Below are 15497 nucleotides of genomic sequence, written 5' to 3'. Positions count from 1 at the left end.
TTTTATATTATAATTTAGGTTCTCTAGGAGGTTGGACAATGGATATCATTGAAATCATACGCTATATATTTTTAGGGCTGCTGCAGGGGTTCACAGAACCCATACCCGTATCATCAAGCGGTCACCTGGTCATCGCCCGGGAGCTCTTCGGCATAGAAGCCAGGGGATTGTCTTTTGAAATACTGTTGAACACTGCTTCACTCATTGCGGTCCTCTACATATACCGGAAGGATATTACAGCAATCATCGTGAATCTGAGCCGCTACATATTCAAAGGTGCCCGCGACGCGGAGGCTAAAGAAGACTTCCGCTACACCATCTACCTGATCATCGCCACCATTCCGGTCGGTCTGCTCGGCATTATGCTTGAGGATATCATCGGCGATAACGTCTCCATGCTGACGGTCGGACTGATGCTGATCGTAACCGGTGTGGCACTATGGTTCATCAAGAATAAACGCGGCGAGAGACGGGACGGGGACCTGAACATAAAAGATGCCATCATCGTCGGGCTATCCCAGTGTGTCGCACTGATGCCCGGAATCAGCCGAAGTGGTGCAACACTTGTCGGTGCCATGGGCGTCGGAATGAACCAGAAGAACGCGCTCCGGTTCGTCTTCCTGCTCTATATACCGGTATCACTCGGAACAGCACTCATCTCCATTGGAGATCTCGCCAGTGATCCTGAAATCGCCACGCTCGCACTCCCTTATGCACTGGCATTCATCGCCGCCATCATCGCTACCTACTTCGGCCTGAAGTGGCTGCAAGGTGTAATGGAACGCGGCAATCTGATCATATTCACATACTATTGCTTTGCACTGGGTGCATTCTCGATTCTGTACTCACTATTCACCTAAGGGATCAACGTACACGCGCATGCAAAATATATGAGAAGTCAGTCGACACATCTGTCGGCTGACTTTTTTGCTTCAATAATATCCGGCAATAAAAAAAGCCCTCCTGATTCAGGAGGACTTTACTATATGACAGCCTAGCTCACACCGAGTGCAATTTTAGCGTAACGGCTCATTTTATCTTTATCCCATGGTGGATTCCAAACGATGTTGACTTCTGTCTCTTCGACTTCAGGCAGTTCGGAAAGTGCTGTTTTTACCTGGTCCACAATCTGTGGTCCCATCGGGCAGCCCATGGATGTCAGAGTCATTTCAACGCCTGCTATACCATCTTCATCGAGATGTACACCATAGACGAGGCCAAGATTGACGATATCGATGCCAAGTTCAGGATCGATGACGTTCTCGAGTGCACCCATCATGCTTTCTTCCATTGCTTTATCCATTTATCTCACTCCTTCCAGAGTATATACTATTAATATATCAAAAAAATTACACTATATAAACATAAATGATATGATAGTTTTATGAATATTGACAAGGAGATCTAACGTAATGGAAAAACACCTTATATGCCTGGACCTGGATGGCACGCTGCTGACAGACGAAAAAATCATCAGCTCATTCACCAAAAAAGTATTATTTGAACTCAAAACACGCGGTCATGAACTCATGATTTCAACCGGCCGCCCCTATAGAGCGAGTGAACCCTACTATCGGGAACTCGGCATGGACACGCCCATCGTCAATTTCAACGGCGCCTTCGTCCACCATCCGCAGGACCTCTATTTCAAAACTGTACACGAAGAGCTGGACCTTGAAGTGGCCAGGGAAATCGTCAAACGTGTACCTGACCTGAACATACAGAACATCATTGCCGAAGTGAAGGACAACGTCTACATCCACTACCACGACGAAGTGCTGTTTGAAGCTTTCGGCATGGGCAGTCCCCAGATCAAGATCGGGGATCTGACGCAGAATATAGAAACCGGACCGACGTCGATCCTCATCCAGGCGGAGGAACCGGAAGTGCCGGGTATCCGCCAGGCACTGGATGACCTGTTTGCAGAAACAATCGAACACCGCCGCTGGGGTGCCCCGTACCCGGTCATCGAGATTGTCAAAAAAGGCATCAACAAGGCGGTCGGTGTCGACTACTGCCGCGGCTACCTCAATATCGACAGAAAGCACACGATCGCATTCGGCGATGAGGATAACGACACTGAAATGCTGCGCTATGTCGAGCATGGTGTCGCCATGGGCAACGCCATCGACGAAATCCACGAAGTCGCAAACCATAGAGCGGATACAAATAACAATGACGGCATCGGCCATTTTCTGAATGACTTTTTCAAATTGAAACTATAAAAAGAAGGGAGCAGATGATATGCAATTAATTGTAGACAGCTGTTCGGATATTTCCCTAGAGGCACTGAAAACGATGGATATTGAAATGATACCTCTTAAAATCACCATTGGTGATAAGGATTATCTGGACCAGCACGAAATTTCAAGTGAGGAAGTACTGCAGACCATTACGGACGGCAAGCGTCCGCTGACCAGTCAGGCCAACCCCGAGGATTTTACAAAAGTATTTCTGAAATATGTGAAACAGAATGAACCCATACTCTATATCGCGCTTTCCAGTGAACTCTCAGGAACGTATCAGAGCGCAGTCATTGCACGCGATACGATACTTGAAGATCATCCTGAGGCTGACATCACCCTTATGGATACGAAAGCGGTAAGCTATGGACTCGGCATGATTGTCGAACGTGCGCATGCTTATGTGGAAGAAGGACTCGGCAAGGATGAACTTGTGGCGAAAGTGGAGAAGGATGTCAAAGCCATCCGCCACTTCTTTACGGTCCACGATCTCGACTATCTGTCCCAAGGTGGCCGTCTGTCGAAGGGTCAGGCGTTCCTCGGTGGACTGCTCAACATCAAGCCGCTGCTTCACGTTGAAGAAGGCAGACTGGTGCCCCTTGAAAAACACCGCGGCATCAAAAAGGTGTACGGCAGTATGGTCCAGCACCTGATTGCAGACAATGTCTCGCATGATGTACATATCACGCAGGCCAATGCAGAGTCCCAGGCCGAACAGCTGAGGCAGAAGATACTTGATGAGACAAAAGTCACGGAAGTCAAAATCAGCACGATCGGACCGACAATCAGCAGCCATACCGGGAACGGTACAGTAGCAATGTTCTATTTCAATGAAGGAGTGTGACGATGCCTAAAGTGATCATTGTAGGCGGTGTTGCAGGTGGTGCAACGACCGCTGCACAATTGCGCAGGATCGATCCGGATATCGACATCACCATTTATGAAAAAGGACGCGATATCAGCTACGGCAACTGCGGTCTCCCCTACCATATCGGGGGCGAGGTGGCAGAGCGCGATCAGCTTATTGCGGCGACACCGGAAAGTTTTCTTGAGCGTGATATCATTGTCAAAACGCATCATCAGGTGATCGGCGTCGATGCGGGCAGCAAAACCATCCAGGTCAAAGATGTATTGAACGGGGGAACATTCGAGGCGGAGTACGATTATCTCGTTCTGTCGCCGGGCGGTGCACCACGCACCATCCCAACTCTGCTTGATGTGCCCCAGGCGTTTGTGCTCCATTCGCTTGAACATCTCGATGAAATCAAGGCGCATATTGAAAATAAGAACATTGAACGCGCTGTCGTTGTGGGCGGCGGGTATATCGGGCTTGAGATGGTCGAAAACCTTGTCAGGCGCGGCATCAGGGTGACCCTAGTCCATCGTGCGGAAAATCTGTATCATCCGCTTGAGTCTGATATGAGTGGTTTTATTGCCGATGAACTGGAAGCAAAGGGTGTCGATGTAAAGCTGAATGCAGAGATTCTGGACGTGGATGGCGATATTGCCACCCTGTCCACGGGTGAAGAGATTGATGCGCCGATGATTGTTGCCGGCATCGGCATTACACCACGGACCGACTTCCTGAAAGATTCGGATGTTGCCATGAATGATGCGGGCTATGTTTGCGTCGACCAGTACGGACGGACCAATCATGAAGAGATCTATGCCGTCGGCGATGCGATAGAAACTTCCTACCAGCATGTCGACCGTCCGGTCAACGTCGCACTGGCGTGGAGTGCCCACCGCATGGCCTATGTCATCAGCAACCAGATCAGCGGCGATAAGACGGCGCACTTCGAAGGACTGCTCGGTACCAACATCATCAGGTTCTTCGACTATGATATTGCTACACTGGGGCTCGAAATATCAGAACTAAAAGAGTATCCGCACTTCGTCATCGATCACAAGCAGAAGAATAAGGCGGGATATATGGCGGACAGCGTACCGATCCATGTCCGTCTCCATGTGGCTCAAAGTGACGGCAAGATACTGCGTGCAGCTGTCGTCGGCACCGAAGGCGTCGATAAGCGCATCGACGTCCTCTCCGCCCATATCCGTCTCGGGGGAACCGCCATGGATCTTGCCAATATCGAAGTCGCCTATTCCCCACCCTACTCCAGCCCAAAAAGTGTACTCAACATGGTAGGATACAAGACGATGGAAAAGATGAATAGACTGAAAGATGGATAAAGAATATGAAAATCCCTCCTGGATCTCCAGGAGGGATTTATTTTTGAAGTTGATAGGATCGGCTATTACCGTTTGTGCCATCGAAATCAATACAGAAAAGAAAATCTAGCGCTTGCGCTTTCTTGCCACAAGCCAGATGAAGATGCCGAATCCGCCGAAGATGAGGAGGCCGGCATAGAGGTAGCCGTTGTTGAATCCGCGTTCCTCAATGATTGCGTAGAGTTCTGTTTCCTCGCGGTCCAATACGGCGAGGAATTCTTCCCCTTCCATATCGCCGCTGCGCAGAAGATCGCCGATCAGCAGTCCACTGAGCATTTTTCCTTCGTCCTCAGCTTCCATCGGTATTCCGACATTCTTTGTCACGGAAGTATCGTTGATGTTTAAAATGAAGTCGACATCGGAAGTATGATAACGCTGGACGTAATGACCGTCTTCATTTTTTATAAGTTCACGCTCTGCCTGATACAGCTGCGGGTGTTTTGACAATACTTCATTGAGCGATACGATATAGTCGACGACTTCCTGATCGGTCCACAGATCCATCTGGGGGTGGATTCCCGGAACCTCATCGCCGCTGAAGGCAACTTCCGTACCATACTGGAAGGCGATGGAACCGGGGTAGCCGTACAGATAGGCTGTCAGCTGGCTGATGCGTTTTCCAGGAAACATGTTCGCTTCGACTGCATTTATGGTAAAACGCTCTGTGAACCAGTGGTCTGCAAGCAGCAGCGAATCATCCGTCGGGTAGTCTGGAATTTCAGTATCTGTTGTACTGAATGCTTCAACGATTGCGCTCCGCATGGCCGGATCGGTCGTTTGATCGAAACCTTCGGCAGTGAGGCCCCCGTCCTCGACGATTCCGTATGTCTTCACCCCATCCGGCATGAAGCTGCTGGCGTCGAGACCATCCTGGACGATATTCATGCTCAGACCATCGACGTCATAAGTATCGACGAATGTCCGGGCCATCGCCTGATATCGCACCTGGTTATCGGCATCAGTCAGATCGATGAAACGGGCGTCCACCATGTCATAATAGCTCTGCTGAATGTCATTGAGTACCGGATCATCCAGAGTTTCATAGCCATCGACTGCCGTTACCGGCATATCGACCACGACTTCCATGCCACGTTCGTGGGCGGCATCGATGAGACTCTGGAATGCCTCCGCCCCGCCGAATGCCGCTTCGATCTCTTCATAGTTTTCAACATTGTAGCCGAGATAGTCGTCATCGGCTTTGTCAAATACCGGAGAGAGCATCAGAGTGTCAAAACCCATCTCCTGTATGTAGCCCAGGTTGTTCTCGATGCCTATAAAGTCGCCACCGAACGGCAATGCCTCGCTCATATCCTCCGTAACGTTGATATCATTGGAATCATCACCATTCAGAAAACGGTCCACAATGATCGTATAGATGCGCTCAGCCTCTCCATCCTGTGCAGAGGCTTCGGGACTGAAGATGCCAACGCCTGCAAGCAGGACCGCCATATATATCACTAGTTTCTTCATTGCTATCCTACCTTCTATTTTTATAATGACAGTATACTAGATAAAATTTCAAAATAAGCCCATGTCAATAAACGTTCACAAATTTACATTAAAAAAGGCACTCTGTAAAGAGTGCCTGAACCCTTCGGCAGCCTATGAGAAAAGTGCGCTCAACGGACCTGCCGGCAAATAGATGCCAAGGGCGATTGTCACAATCAGAAATACTGTCAGTATGATGACCATTGTTCGGCCGGTTCCGGATTTGCGCTGCCTGACCAGTGCCATCTCCATCAGCCCGATGGAAACGAGGCCCGCCAGGAACTTCAGACCGTACATCATCTGGTCGCTGCTGCCGAAATCGAGGAACATCATCAGACCTGTGAAGATCACTATGAGGTAGATGAGTCTCAAAACCATATGCAGCGGTTTCGAGTAGGTCGACTGGCCATCCGGAGTATCCACTGAATTGTATGTGATGATGAATAGGATGACTGCCAGCACGATTGCTGTCAAATGCAAGTGTATCATCGAATCTTCCTTTCAAATATGAATCATCAATATCTTATCATATTTCAGGACAGATTACTTGCCGATATATGTCGTCAATGTACCGATACCATTGATCGAAACGCGCACTTCATCACCGGGCTGCAAATACTCGGGCGGCTTCATGCCTGCACCCACTCCGCTTGGTGTACCTGTAGCGATGACATCGCCCGGCTCGAGCGTGACATACTTGGATACTTCCGCAATCAGCTCATCCAGTTTCAGCACCATTTCCCTGGTACTGCCATCCTGGCGGATCTTGCCATTGACTTTCGTGACGATGGACGTCTGCTCCGGGTTCGGCAGCTCATCCTTCGTGACGATGAACGGTCCCATCGGACATCCACCCTTCAGGCTTTTTGAAAGGAATGCCTGATGATGCTCTTTCTGAAGATCTCTTGCTGTAATATCGTTGATGATCGTATATCCATATATATAGTCAAGCGCCATTGAACTCTGGATCTTCTCGGCACGCTTGCCGATGACCACACCGAGCTCCCCTTCATAGTCGAGCTGTGACGTGATGTCCTGATGATTCGGGATGGTCTCCTCGTCCCCCACAAGACTTGTCGCCGCCTTTGTGAATACGTACAGGCTGTGCACTTCGTTGTTCAGCTCTTCCGCGTGGGACTTATAGTTTCTTCCGAATGCGATGACGTTGTTGGGTGGCGTCACGGGTGCGCGGAATGTAATTTCGTTGAATGGCGCCTTGTACTTGTCTGCTTTGCCTGACTGCTGTGCCTTTTCCACTAATTTTCGGACATGTTCCTGGAAATCCAATGTGTGGTACTTGGAAATACCTTCTAACAATGTTTTGGGATAATTTTCTTCATCTCCAAAAGCTTCAAAAAGCTTCGGAAGAATCCATGCACTTTCCTCACGTTTCACTTTAACGCCATAGTACGTATGATCCCGATAATCGAATGTTAGAAATTTCATGGAATACGCTCCTTAATATGTGTATTTCTTTTATTATAACAGACTATATCTATTTGTTGATTCCATTTTCAGAATTATTGGTGAATAAATTTTCCAGGCTGCTTATCTGATATCTATGCATGACTGTCGCGAGCACCATGAGGAAAATATAGAGCATGAGCGCAATCCAGACCATGCCGGTGATTTCCACCTCTCCATACAGCCGCATTCCGATACCGTAGAATATCAGCATGAAGATGACGTTGGATAAAATATAGAGTGTCAGTGCATATCTTCCCATGCGCCGGAAAATTTCGAGAATCCGTGCCGGCACCATCGTGGTCAGCTGGATCAGCAGTACAAAATATCCGAGTGCGAGTACCGGTCCGCCGAAGTTTTCTGCCAGCAGCCGGCCGCTGTAGCTGCCGAGTGTCAGCACCTGGATGATTTTTATCGCTATGCCGCCGCCTGCCAGGAGGATGAACAGCAGTGTATTGAGCAGAAGGTTCGATCTGGCGAATCTTGCAATGCCGACCTGGCCAAGGCTTATGCCGACAAGAAGCCATGGCAGTACGGTGAAAACGAGCGTATACAGTGTACTTGCACCATTGCCCGAAAAGATTTCGATATTCAGGCCAATCATCGCAAAGTAATCGGAGTTCGTAAAGACACTTGTGTAGTTGTTGACGTCCTGCAGGGCCGTATAGATGATGTCGCTTGGTGAACCGATATTGGCAAAAAAGCCGACCAGTATATTCGCCACCAGATGGAACAGGAAAAGCGCCATGCCTGAAATGAATGTGACTGCAAATCCGGTGCGCAGGAAAAACAGGGCGACCAGTGTCATCAGTGCAAGGCCCGGCAGAAAGTCGAAGGCAAAGATGAAAAAGGTCTGGACGATGCCGAGCGCGAGTACGAAGGCCGTAATCTTGGCCAGGTTGCCGATGCCGTAGTCCTTGAATTCATGGATGGTGTAGCCGATGGCAAGTGCCACGAGCGGCACAATGGCACCACCGATGAATATATCGAGCACCTGGTAGCTGCTCAGATTGCTGCCGCTCAGGTATTCATATGGATTCACTGCTTCAAAGGGCATCATGTAATACAGGCCGTTCAGCAGCAGTACACCTATAAAGATGATGCCGAGCAGCATGCTTGGACGTTGTCTGTCATTTATCAAATCTGATCGCTCCATAGTCAAAGAAATATAGATATACCGTAACATCTTTCTGCAGCGCCTGCATCAGCGACCGTCTGTATATATCCATCTGGGTGCTGTACCGACCGATCAGATCCGCTTCCGTCAGCCCGGTATGCTGGACGCGGTCGGTCTTGTAGTCGATGATGACGAAATCATCATCCATTTCAAGCAGTGCATCGACGATGCCCTGCACCATCTGGAGATCGAAGTCCGAATAGCCGATGGCTTTCTGGTTCATGATGAATGGTATTTCGGTATGGATCGAGCGCTGTTGTTCCAGCAGGCTGTGCATCGTACCATCACCGAGAAATTTATGAATGTTCCGGATCATCTGCGTCCGGTGTTCTTCTGTGATCAGCGGGTCGTCCGAAGTCTGCTCCATGATCATCCGTTCAATGTATGAGCCTTTCGCCTCATCTTCGAGCTTGCGGAAATCGTCATAACGGTTGAGCAGATGCATCATCATCTGGTGCATCATCGTACCAAAGACCGGTGCATCCATTGTATCGTTGCGGAAGTTCGGTGCTCTGAAATTCGGCGTCCGGTCGTGCCGGATGATTGCACTGTCGTCAGGCGGTGTCTCGTTCCGCCGTTTGATCTCCGTCACCGACTCCTTGTACACCGTCTCTGTCGCTTTCATGTGCGGATAGCGATAGAGGATTCGTTCTTTCAGCAGCTGGTTTTCGCCTATTTTCATCGCTTCAATGTCGGCCAGTGAGGTGTGCTGGATTGCCTGGGGCTCCGCTTCGACCTCTTCAACATGGTGGATCTGGAGCGCCTCCATCGGTGTATTGACGAGCACAGGTGCCAGCAGATCCTGGATGCTGCGAATCGACAGGCGGTCGTCGGCGTGGACCTTGCCTCCCTCATACGTGAACTTCTCCGTCATCTCGGTTTTGTAGACAAGCGGGATGATCAGCTGGTCGATGGCGCGCGTCATCGCAACATAGACGAGGCGCATCTCCTCGCTGATCCGCTCCTGCTGGATCATCTGGCGCACCACCTGACCATGGATGCTCGGCAGGATGACCTGATTATCGGGTAAGAAGCTCTTGAAGGCGATGCCCGCATCCGGATGGATGGTCACCTTCTTCATCAGATCCATCATGTTCAGCTGCCTGTACAGACCGGCATAGATGACGTAGCTGAATTCCAGTCCTTTGGATGCGTGTATTGTCATGACACGCAGCGTATCGGCGTCATCGGAAACTGTATTCTCCTCACCGAAATCCTGTCCATCCTGGATCATGCGATGGATGTACGCAATGAACTCATATAATGAAAGATGCGACATCTTTTCGAATTCGATGGCCTTTTCGATGAATCCGTTCAGATTGGCACGACGGGTCAGTCCGCCTTTCAATCCCGCGAAGTACTCGACAATGTTAAGCTCCACGTAGATTTCATCAATCAGCTCCGGCACGCTCATGTATCTTGCATAGGACTGCAGTGTACCGAGTGTATCCATGAACTCCTCGATCTTCTTCATGACGAGCGCCGGACCTTCGTACTGCACCAGTGCTTCATGCATGTAGTCGCAGTCCGAGACCGCACGGATATGCGCAATGTCGTTTTCGGTGAAGTTGAACATCGGCAGCCTCATGGTGCCGACAAGGTGGTCATCCTGGAGTGGATTATCGACGATGGACAGTATGCTGATCATCGTCCGGATCTCGAGTGTATCCAGATAGCCGGAACGATTATTGACGAACACCGGAAGCTCCGCTTCAGACAGCAGTTTGCGATAGGCTTCGTTATCTCTCGTATTGCGTGTCAAGATGACGATATCACTGTAGTCGGCCCCTTTCTTCCTGAGCTGCTTCACTACTTGTGCAATATGAAGTATTTCGGCATCATCTCCGCGACTCTCGGCATCATCGATGATATGGCATTCCGATTTCAGGGGCGGGGCATCCAGATGGTTGCCCTGGACAAGCTGGTGGGTCTCGTCGTACTCCACTTCCCCGACCTCCTTGTCCATGATGCGTTCGAATACCGCATTGGTCAGATCGATCACTTCCCCGCGGGAACGGAAGTTATGATTCAGGCTGATGAGCCTGCCGCTGTGAGGTGCACCGAAGCGTTCGGACTTCTCGATGAAAAGTGACGGATCGGCCTGCCTGAACTTATAGATGGACTGTTTGACATCGCCCACCATGAACAGGTTGCCTGTCGCTTCATCACCGGTTTTAAGAGACTGGATGATCGCTTCCTGGACCCGGTTGATATCCTGGTACTCATCAATCATGACTTCCTTGAAGCGGCTCTGGTACAGCTTTCTTACTGCCCCATCTTCAGCATTCAGGATGGCCAGTGCATAGTGCTCGTAATCGGAGAAGTCCATTTCATTGCGCGAGCGCTTCTGATTCTGGAAACGCTCGATGACGTCAGTGACGATATGGATCAACGTATTGCTCGGCCCGTTCATCGGCGACATTTCCTGCGCGACACTTTCAATCGTATAGTTACGTGCATCCTTTATTTCCATATACCGCTTCTTCACCCGGTTCTGCAGCGCAAGCAGCTGTGTTTTGGCATCCGGGTCCTCGATATTCTTGATGAATGCGGTCCGTCCGTCCTTGAGTCCAAACGGCGGCAGTTCGACGGGTACACCGTTCCGGTTCGCCTCCATCGACTGCATGACCGTCTGATCAAGCGCCGTAAGTGCATCGAATGCGTCGCGGACCTGTGTATCCTTGATTGAGCTGTGCGTTACGGTGTTATAGTGGCCGCGGAGCAGATTGACGTCATTCACCAGCGCATCGAGCTTCAGCTTTATATTGTGGTCATGGGCATCGAGAATCGACTGCAGATGCGCCGTATTGTGATACTGGTCGATATTGCGCGACAGATAACCACGCGGGTCGGGACTTGCCACTGCGGTATAGTACAGGTCGCGGACCGTGTTCAGCAGACCGTCATTGTTCTTGTCGGTCGAGAGCATCATGGCGAGTGTATTGAAGCCCTCTTCCCCTTCCGAGTAGTATGATTCAAGCACATTCGAGATGACCTGATCGAGACGGATCTTCATCTCGACATCTCCAAGCGTCCGCATATCAGGCGACAGGCCGATGGTGTTGTAGTGCATCTGGATCAGATGCAGACAGAAGCTGTGCAGTGTGGAGATATGGGCTTCCTTCAATTTGAGCATTTCGTTGTAGATATCCGGGTCCCGCTTCTCCTGGTAGGCTTCCCGCAGTGCCTTTTCGATCTTATCCTTCATGTCCCTCGCACTCATATTGGTGAAGGTGGCGACGAATACACCATCGATGCCGTAGCGTCCGTCAAGCACCCGCCGGATGATCCGTTCGACCAGGACCGTCGTCTTTCCGCTGCCTGCAGCAGCTGCGACCAGGACATCCGACCCTTCGTACTCAATTGCTTCAAGCTGTTTATCTGTCCACTGGACCATCGATCGACACCTCACTTTCAAATAGACTGACTGCTTCATCGTTCAATTCATTTTTCCGTATATCCTGCCGGTTCATCAATGCATCGATATGGCATGCCGATTTGAAATCGCACATCTCACATGCCAGCCGCCTGTTTCCTGCATCCATCGCCATCGGTGAAGCGAGCACTTCGCCCCCATATATGTCATCGGTCGCATTGCGGTACATGTCCATGATGCGTCCGGCATAATGGTCAAACAGCTCGGGACTGAAGTATTTGCCTTTCGTACGTGCATTGATCTTGCCGTTTTTGGATACTGATATCGGCAGGTAGTCACCGTATTCCTTGAAGTCCTCGAGACCGGACAGCATGGCACTGATACCTACCGAGCTGTCATCGAGCGTCGCATCGTAGGCTTCGCTCTCATTGATGAAGACGCCATCCGGACGCATGCGCTTCCTATGCTCGCGGGCCATGTCCTCAGCCGATGCTTCATCGTCAAGGGAGAGGAGCGGATCCTTCACCGGGAAGAACAGCATGCTGTTCGGCATGATCCTGTCCTTGCCGAAGTGCGCCGGCCCCTTTGTCATCAGAACATGCATATAGGTCATCATCTGAAGCTCAAGACCGTTCAGCACACCTTCACGCGAGATGCTTCTGGCGCTCGACTTGTAGTCGATCAGATTGACGTAGGCGCCCGCCTCTGTTTCGTACATGTCGACACGGTCGATCTTTCCGCGCAGGTGGATCTCGTAGCCGTCATGACTCGTCAGTGTCACTTCATCCATCGGACTGTCCTTGAAACCGAAGGAAAGTTCCACATCGGCAATTCTGTATTCTCCGAGGTTCTCAATGTCCTTCATGAACAGGAGCAGCTTGATGATGGCATCCCTTGCGCGTGATTTGAGCGACTGGTAGTAGCCGCTATGCTCAAAAATGCCGAACTGGATGGCCTGGGAGAACCGTTCGATGGATTCCGTCACCTGAGCCTGTATTTTTTCCATATTATGATCAAGCGTATAGTCGAGGCCTGTGACGACATCATACAGCACTTCGTGGTACAGGTTACCCAGTTCAAGCGGCGCCACCTGGTACGGTTTTCTGATGTTCAGTTTCAGTCCATATCTGCTGAAGTGCTGGAACGGACACCTGAAGAAGGACTCGAAGCGGGAAACACTGGCATTCATCTCCTCTGAATAGAGTGCCTCGGCCACTTCACGCGACAGTGTACCTGCACGGTTGTCATAGGTCAGGTTACGCCTGAGCCTCGGGTATACATCGTGCCAGCGTTCCTTCATAAGCACATGGTAGGCCTCGACCCATCCTCTGTACTCCGGCAGCCTGAGAAACTCTGAAGGATCGCTGACGGGTGCCGTCATCATCTCGCGCACTTTCAGATGCAGCGTGGGCTCCATGCTTTCCACCGAAGTGATGAGACGGGATGGATTGAATCGATCGTACTCGCTCGTGCGCCTGTACTCGTAGTTCTTCACCCTCGCCTCTCCCGGCAGCATCTCATCGAGGAAAGGACTGATCTTCGTCACTTCGCCTGATGGCAGTGTGGCAGACCAGCTGAGATAGAGGCCTTCGGTCGCGCGTGTCACACCAAGATAGAACACGAAGCGTTCGTCCTGGCTGAGTGTCCGTGAGCTTGGCGACAGTTCGATGTCGGCATTCTCGAAAACCATCTTCTCCTCGTCCGAGATGAGATCGGTATTGCGGCTCTCACGCGGCATGACGTCGCGGTTCAGACCGATGATGAAGATGTATTTTTTATTTTCCACCTTGGACAGGTCAAGCGACCCGACCATCACCTGATCGATCGTCGATGGCAACAGGCTGAATTCAGCATTTTTCAATCCATCGATGAATGTCTCATAGAAGAGCGCAAAAGAGACCTGCTCGTCATCGAACACTGTATAGGCATCATCCAGCAGACGGATGAACATGTTGTAGGCCTGCTCGGTCTCGTCCCTTGTCTGGATTTCGTGACGCGCGTCCAGCATCTTCATCTCTTCTGCAAGCTTGTCTAGTATGTCTTCCTCAAGCACAAAGTTGTAGATGGTATCGATATAGTCCCGCACAGTCTGCTCTTTCCTGAACTCCTTGAACATCCGTTCGAGCTTTTGGAGCACCTGATTTTTGAACTTTATCACGCCGGCATAGGCGTCACTTCTGTCCACCCGTCTGACTCCGGAATCGGTCACTTCCATATGGTAGCGGAACTGGTCGTCATCGAACAGTGCAGCGCCATTCAGACCCCGTTCGAGGGCAAAGTTCTCCAGCTGGTCGATATAATGCCGTTCCGAAGATTCGCATAGATATCCCGTCTTCAGCACGTTCATGAAGGCGCCGAATTCGTAGTTTCTCATATAGCATTCGAGCAGGCTCATGATGAACTGGACGAAGGGATGGGCATGCATCGGCACCTTCTTGTCGATATGGTAGGAAATGTTGAACCTTCTGAAAGCCGAATGGATGACCGGTTCGTAGTTCGTGTCCCTGTAGAGCACACCGATATCCGTATAGTATGCTTTACCATCGAATACGAGAGACTCGATTTCCCGTGCCACATCACTGACTTCCTCAAGGGTATTCGGGGCTTCTGTAAAAGTGACGCCATCGTAGTCGTAGATCGACTCCCCAAGATCGAAGTAGCGTTCAACCTGGATCAGACCGCTTCTGTTTGAACGTCTGAAGCTCTCACCGAAATGCTCGAATGTCAATCTGTCATCGCCGATGAGATAGCGCAGGCGCTCGATGACTGCATCTGTCTTTCTGAACAGCTGCTTATTCGTACCCTGATGGGTCAGCAGCAGATTGATATCACGGACCCGGGTTTCAAGTGCCTGGATCAGCGCAAACTCGCTTTCCGTAAAGTTGTGGAAGCCATCGATATAGATGACTGCATCCTCAAGTGAACGGATGGGCGTATCCGAATACAGCAGATTGATGAACTGGTCGGTCAGATTGATGTCCTCGATCTGAAGCTCTGTAATGCGTTTTTCCCAGCTGCGGTAGATGATCTCAAGGTCATGCATCTTGTCCTGCACGCGCCCGGAAGGTGCATCCACCCTTTCAAAATCATCCGGTGACACCCGGTAGGAGCGGAACTCGCTCAGCATATCGAGCACCTTGCCCGAAAACTTTATGTACTGCGCACTGTCACGGTAGAAATCGAATTCCGCCTTCATTTCATTCATCATCTTATGGATCAGCATGATATGTCCGCTTTCCGACAATGCATCGCGCGTGGAATGGCCCGTTTCATTGAAAACATGCCACATCAGCCGGGCGAAGCTGAACACTGCTGTACGCAGGCTGCCGACACCGGGATTCTCATCCGTCGGATTGGTGATGATGTTCTCATACCTGAGCGTATTCTGTGTCGGGGTGATGATATATATGCTTGAACCAAGCGGTGCCTCGCTTGTGATCGATTCGATCTCCTCGAACATGCGGCTTGTCTTGCCGGTGCCACTGATTCCCGTCCAGATATTGATTCCCATATATCC

General features: G+C 50.5%; 11 protein-coding genes. 4 read left to right on the top strand and 7 right to left on the bottom strand.

Annotated elements, in window-relative coordinates; translation table 11 throughout:
* Positions 1–38: 38 nt before the first annotated feature.
* The gene (locus GQ671_RS06170) at positions 39–860 is read left to right on the top strand and encodes an undecaprenyl-diphosphate phosphatase (RefSeq protein WP_160654256.1); all 822 of its coding nucleotides are present in this window, start codon (positions 39–41) and stop codon (positions 858–860) included.
* Between the two features lie 134 nt (positions 861–994).
* Here GQ671_RS06170 and GQ671_RS06165 read toward each other — a convergent pair whose 3' ends face one another.
* The gene (locus GQ671_RS06165; RefSeq protein ID WP_160654252.1) at positions 995–1303 is read right to left on the bottom strand and encodes a metal-sulfur cluster assembly factor; all 309 of its coding nucleotides are present in this window, start codon (positions 1301–1303) and stop codon (positions 995–997) included.
* A 109-nt stretch (positions 1304–1412) separates the two neighbouring features.
* On the opposite strand from GQ671_RS06165, the gene GQ671_RS06160 reads away from it, so the two are divergent.
* Genes GQ671_RS06160 through GQ671_RS06150 form a run of 3 tightly spaced genes read left to right on the top strand, consistent with a single transcriptional unit; the run spans position 1413 to position 4436 of the window.
* Positions 1413–2225 carry a Cof-type HAD-IIB family hydrolase gene (locus tag GQ671_RS06160; protein WP_160654249.1) on the top strand — a complete coding sequence of 271 codons (813 nt, stop codon included), beginning with the start codon at positions 1413–1415 and terminating at the stop codon, positions 2223–2225.
* A gap of 19 nt (positions 2226–2244) precedes the next feature.
* Positions 2245–3087 carry a DegV family protein gene (locus tag GQ671_RS06155; RefSeq protein WP_160654246.1) on the top strand — a complete coding sequence of 281 codons (843 nt, stop codon included), beginning with the start codon at positions 2245–2247 and terminating at the stop codon, positions 3085–3087.
* Between the two features lie 2 nt (positions 3088–3089).
* Positions 3090–4436 carry a CoA-disulfide reductase gene (locus GQ671_RS06150; protein WP_160654244.1) on the top strand — a complete coding sequence of 449 codons (1347 nt, stop codon included), beginning with the start codon at positions 3090–3092 and terminating at the stop codon, positions 4434–4436.
* A 105-nt stretch (positions 4437–4541) separates the two neighbouring features.
* Here GQ671_RS06150 and GQ671_RS06145 read toward each other — a convergent pair whose 3' ends face one another.
* The 6 genes from GQ671_RS06145 to GQ671_RS06120 form a co-directional block, all read right to left on the bottom strand.
* A complete protein-coding gene (locus tag GQ671_RS06145; RefSeq protein WP_160654240.1) occupies positions 4542–5945 on the bottom strand; it encodes an alpha-amylase family glycosyl hydrolase in 1404 nt (467 codons plus the stop codon).
* A 132-nt stretch (positions 5946–6077) separates the two neighbouring features.
* A complete protein-coding gene (locus GQ671_RS06140; protein ID WP_160654237.1) occupies positions 6078–6452 on the bottom strand; it encodes a YisL family protein in 375 nt (124 codons plus the stop codon).
* Between the two features lie 54 nt (positions 6453–6506).
* Positions 6507–7409: a fumarylacetoacetate hydrolase family protein gene (locus GQ671_RS06135; protein WP_160654234.1), complete on the bottom strand. Its 903-nt coding sequence runs from the start codon at positions 7407–7409 to the stop codon at positions 6507–6509.
* A 49-nt stretch (positions 7410–7458) separates the two neighbouring features.
* On the bottom strand, positions 7459–8568 hold the full coding sequence (locus GQ671_RS06130) for a DUF418 domain-containing protein (RefSeq protein WP_246153180.1): 1110 nt from the start codon (positions 8566–8568) through the stop codon (positions 7459–7461).
* The gene (addA, locus tag GQ671_RS06125) at positions 8558–12001 is read right to left on the bottom strand and encodes a helicase-exonuclease AddAB subunit AddA (protein ID WP_160654232.1); all 3444 of its coding nucleotides are present in this window, start codon (positions 11999–12001) and stop codon (positions 8558–8560) included. The genes GQ671_RS06130 and addA overlap by 11 nt, the downstream gene beginning before the upstream one ends.
* Positions 11982–15491, bottom strand: a complete 3510-nt coding sequence (locus tag GQ671_RS06120; RefSeq protein ID WP_160654229.1) for a PD-(D/E)XK nuclease family protein — start codon at positions 15489–15491, stop codon at positions 11982–11984. Before GQ671_RS06120 ends, addA begins: the two co-directional genes overlap by 20 nt.
* Positions 15492–15497: the final 6 nt, after the last annotated feature.

Origin of the sequence: Salinicoccus hispanicus, from assembly GCF_009831115.1 — a bacterium.
In the GTDB taxonomy this organism is placed as follows: domain Bacteria; phylum Bacillota; class Bacilli; order Staphylococcales; family Salinicoccaceae; genus Salinicoccus; species Salinicoccus hispanicus.
This window is presented reverse-complemented; position numbering and strand designations above follow the sequence as displayed.

Excerpts from the sequence above, each read along its gene's own strand:
- GQ671_RS06170 (WP_160654256.1), top strand. The coding sequence starts at position 39 with ATGGATATCATTGAAATCATACGCTATATATTTTTAGGGCTGCTGCAG.
- GQ671_RS06165 (WP_160654252.1), bottom strand. The coding sequence starts at position 1,303 with ATGGATAAAGCAATGGAAGAAAGCATGATGGGTGCACTCGAGAACGTC.
- GQ671_RS06160 (WP_160654249.1), top strand. The coding sequence starts at position 1,413 with ATGGAAAAACACCTTATATGCCTGGACCTGGATGGCACGCTGCTGACA.
- GQ671_RS06155 (WP_160654246.1), top strand. The coding sequence starts at position 2,245 with ATGCAATTAATTGTAGACAGCTGTTCGGATATTTCCCTAGAGGCACTG.
- GQ671_RS06150 (WP_160654244.1), top strand. The coding sequence starts at position 3,090 with ATGCCTAAAGTGATCATTGTAGGCGGTGTTGCAGGTGGTGCAACGACC.
- GQ671_RS06145 (WP_160654240.1), bottom strand. The coding sequence starts at position 5,945 with ATGAAGAAACTAGTGATATATATGGCGGTCCTGCTTGCAGGCGTTGGC.
- GQ671_RS06140 (WP_160654237.1), bottom strand. The coding sequence starts at position 6,452 with ATGATACACTTGCATTTGACAGCAATCGTGCTGGCAGTCATCCTATTC.
- GQ671_RS06135 (WP_160654234.1), bottom strand. The coding sequence starts at position 7,409 with ATGAAATTTCTAACATTCGATTATCGGGATCATACGTACTATGGCGTT.
- addA (WP_160654232.1), bottom strand. The coding sequence starts at position 12,001 with ATGGTCCAGTGGACAGATAAACAGCTTGAAGCAATTGAGTACGAAGGG.
- GQ671_RS06120 (WP_160654229.1), bottom strand. The coding sequence starts at position 15,491 with ATGGGAATCAATATCTGGACGGGAATCAGTGGCACCGGCAAGACAAGC.